The sequence below is a fragment of the Vibrio nigripulchritudo ATCC 27043 genome, assembly GCF_000222685.1.
In the GTDB taxonomy this organism is placed as follows: Bacteria; Pseudomonadota; Gammaproteobacteria; order Enterobacterales; family Vibrionaceae; genus Vibrio; species Vibrio nigripulchritudo.
This window is the reverse complement of the sequence record NZ_AFWJ01000188.1, coordinates 1-1,885: the sequence shown is the minus strand read 5'-3', so window position 1 is coordinate 1,885 and position 1,885 is coordinate 1. Positions and strand designations below refer to the sequence as shown.

Annotated in this window: 3 protein-coding genes; 1 reads left to right on the top strand and 2 read right to left on the bottom strand. The window is 39.7% G+C overall.

The genetic code is table 11. The features are described from left to right. Nucleotides 1-75 precede the first annotated feature (75 nt). Together RH89_RS14610 and RH89_RS14600 are read right to left on the bottom strand one after the other, a co-directional pair. The gene (locus RH89_RS14610; protein WP_004403405.1) at nucleotides 76-312 is read right to left on the bottom strand and encodes a hypothetical protein; all 237 of its coding nucleotides are present in this window, start codon (nucleotides 310-312) and stop codon (nucleotides 76-78) included. 328 nt (nucleotides 313-640) lie between these two features. Next, complete coding sequence (locus RH89_RS14600) at nucleotides 641-1,123, bottom strand: acyl-CoA thioesterase (RefSeq protein WP_004403402.1); 483 nt, start codon at nucleotides 1,121-1,123, stop codon at nucleotides 641-643. Nucleotides 1,124-1,683: 560 nt separating this feature from the next. Here RH89_RS14600 and RH89_RS30235 point away from each other — a divergent pair. Then, nucleotides 1,684-1,885 (top strand): hypothetical protein (locus tag RH89_RS30235; RefSeq protein ID WP_004403401.1); only part of this gene is annotated, 202 nt, incomplete at its 3' end.

Genomic DNA, 1,885 nt, shown 5'->3' with positions numbered 1-1,885 from the left:
ACTTAGTAATCAACCTATCAATGAAATTGCGGCTCACTTCAATCTTATTAGTGAGAAAACTGTAAGTGAGGAGTGCTAAAGATTTTCCTTGCTGGATGGAGCCCAACCCAAGTGTTGCATCAATACGTATATGCTCTCCTGATCCAAAGCCACACGACGAAATAAATCCGCAAACACGTCATCACCTCCAAAGCACGTCTGAATGTAGCGGTTGATTTCATTGGATTGATAGCCCTCCACATACAGAGTTCTTACCCACTGATATTCCACTGACTTAAGATTCCGGATTGTCTGTTCACTTAATTTCATCATTGTTGATTAAAAGCTTCTTGTTGTTGTGTATGCTGAATTTTGTTTCCATTGGCAGGAAACTTCGTGCTTTCAGATAAGGGAAGCATCGCACATTGAAGCAAAAATTCGTTAAGAAATGATGACAGTGAGCGGTACAGCAGGCTTAGCCGAAAATGATGTTTTTTCGCAAATACAGTACCTTGGAAATGAGTGGTTTTGTTAACTACTGTGAAAGAACTTGTGAGCCAAATAAGAAAGAAAGTTGCTGTGATATTGCTCACGCTTAAGAATTTTAAGAAGAGCTCACTTTTCGTGCCACAGCGATAAAGTGAGCCATACGTTAAATCAGTTATTTATCTTTAACATGGGCTTCCATCTCAGCACCAATCTGTTTTCTCATTTCCATCAAGCGAATCGCTGATTCTCTGAGTTCGATATCTTCTGGGGTAGAAGGCACCCATTCAGGGACTTGGGTAGGCTGACCATTTTCATCCACTGCCACCATGATAACGATACAGTGCGTAGTGAGTATCTTGGATGCGGATTTTGGGTCTCCCGCCTGCACATCGAGTGCAATGTGCATTGAAGAGCGACCGGTGTATATGACTTTGGCTGTTACTTCTACCAGATTACCTACTCGTATAGGGGCGACAAATCGAATGCCGCCTGCGTAGGCTGTAATACAGTATTTACCACTCCACCCAGCCGCACAGGCGTATGCGGCAAGGTCAATCCACTTCATTACGGCGCCACCGTGGACTTTGCCACCAAAATTGACGTCTGTCGGTTCAGCCAGAAAGCGTAGTGTTATCTCTCTTTGACTATTGCTCATAAATTCCAATACCAAGTGTTAAAACTTAAGTGTAGCCCAGGGGTATTGGGGGATCTGTGATAGTGGTAACCCAGCGTAAATTAAAGCTCAATTAAATTGAAATAAATCAACAATAAATTGCATATTTATAAGCTTGGTGATTATTTTTGCGGTTGATGTCATGCATTCAAATGAATGCAATATGGTAAGTGGCATCGAATATCGTACTGTCTCTACGTTGCAATGACCCTAGCACTTTTTTGGCTGGCATTCTCAGTTTGCACTAATATTCTAGTACTGAGTTTAGAAATGTATTAGAAAGAGGAATTGAGAGAAAAGTTTTATAAATCTACCTTATTAGTATGTGGGTATTTCCCGTCTCAATACTAAGAAAGAAGTTATAAAGGTATATATATAGAATAGTTTTTTTTGCAAAGTCACTTGGCAATTGTATACTCTCAAGTTTCTGCTTACTTTATTAAGTCGGTTGACTAGATAAGAATGATGCTAGAAAACAATGAGTACGGAGATACTCTTACAAAAAAGGCATTAACATAGACTGATGGAAAATTGGTATTAGTATGGATAACGCAAGCAATAAAGCTAATATAATGTTCATTACCAACAAGAATATTCAAAGTAACTATTTCAAGAGTTACGTTGAATCGCATGTGCCACTTACGGTGACAGTGGTAGATTATGATGGCTTAGAAAACGGACTTCTCACGGGACAAGAGTTCATTGCACTTGTGGATTTGAGTGTTAAGGACAACATTGATTGGA